At 53.8% G+C, this 1,365-nt stretch carries 2 rRNA genes; both read right to left on the bottom strand.

Annotation, left to right across the window (positions count from 1 at the left end):
* Window positions 1–561 (bottom strand): 23S ribosomal RNA (locus L687_RS43055); the annotation flags it as partial.
* Window positions 562–975: 414 nt separating this feature from the next.
* Window positions 976–1,365: ribosomal RNA gene (locus tag L687_RS43050) — 16S ribosomal RNA — on the bottom strand; the annotation flags it as partial.

The raw sequence follows: 1,365 nt of genomic DNA, 5'->3' as shown, positions 1-1,365 counted from the left end.
TGTATAAGAGACAGGTACTTGTCCGCTATCGGTCATCTGGGAGTATTTAGGCTTATCAGGTGGTCCTGACAGATTCACACGGGATTTCACGGGCCCCGTGCTACTTGGGATACTCTTCGCGCCAAGAGAGGCATTTCGACTACGGGGTTGGCACCCTCTATGACCGGCCTTTCAAGACCGTTCGTCTATACCTTCTTGTAACGCCGCCACCTCGGCAGAGATGACTGAAAAGTCCCACAACCCCCAACGTGCAACGCCTGCCGGCTATCACACACGCTAGGTTTAGCCTGTTCCGGTTTCGCTCGCCACTACTAACGGAATCGCGGTTGCTTTCTCTTCCTGTGGGTACTGAGATGTTTCACTTCCCCACGTTCCCTCTACCCGCCCTATATATTCAGGCGGGAGTCACTAGGTCGGCACGCCGCCCAGCGGGGTTTCCCCATTCGGACACCCTCGGATCAAAACTTGCTTATCAGTTCCCCGAGGCTTATCGCAGATTGCTACGTCCTTCTTCGGCTCCAGATGCCAAGGCATCCACCGTTTGCTCTTAAAGACTTGAAATCACATGAGTTTGAATCAAAAACTCGACCCCATCCGAAGATGGAATCTGAAATTGACTAATGATCTTTAAGATCATCTTGTGCAACTGACCGAAGCCAGCTGCAAGATGCTCGCGTCCACTGTGTAGTTCTCAAAGTACGGGCGGTGCCCCTATCCACAACCCCACACGGGGGAAACAGAAAGAGGCCCAGAGGTTCAGACCAGATCCCGAAAGATCCGCATCCGGTCCCTCAGGACCCAACAGCGTGCAGGTGCGACATCCATCACCCTCCCCGTTCCAACCACCGAAGTGGCGTACTGGAGAAGAACAACATCCTTCGCACCATGTCAAATGTTCCACCCATGAGCTCCCAGCGAGAAACGAACGTTCTCGATCTGGGTTCTGGACACCCGAAAGTGTCAGATGCTCCTTAGAAAGGAGGTGATCCAGCCGCACCTTCCGGTACGGCTACCTTGTTACGACTTAGTCCTAATTACCGATCCCACCTTCGACGGCTCCCTCCACAAGGGTTAGGCCACCGGCTTCAGGTGTTACCGACTTTCATGACTTGACGGGCGGTGTGTACAAGACCCGGGAACGTATTCACCGCAGCGTTGCTGATCTGCGATTACTAGCGACTCCGACTTCATGAGGTCGAGTTGCAGACCTCAATCCGAACTGGGACCGGCTTTTTGGGATTCGCTCCACCTCGCGGTATTGCAGCCCTTTGTACCGGCCATTGTAGCATGCGTGAAGCCCAAGACATAAGGGGCATGATGATTTGACGTCATCCCCACCTTCGTCTCTTATACACATCTGACGCT

Source organism: Microbacterium maritypicum MF109 (assembly GCF_000455825.1).
In the GTDB taxonomy this organism is placed as follows: domain Bacteria; phylum Actinomycetota; class Actinomycetes; order Actinomycetales; family Microbacteriaceae; genus Microbacterium; species Microbacterium maritypicum_A.
This window is presented reverse-complemented; position numbering and strand designations above follow the sequence as displayed.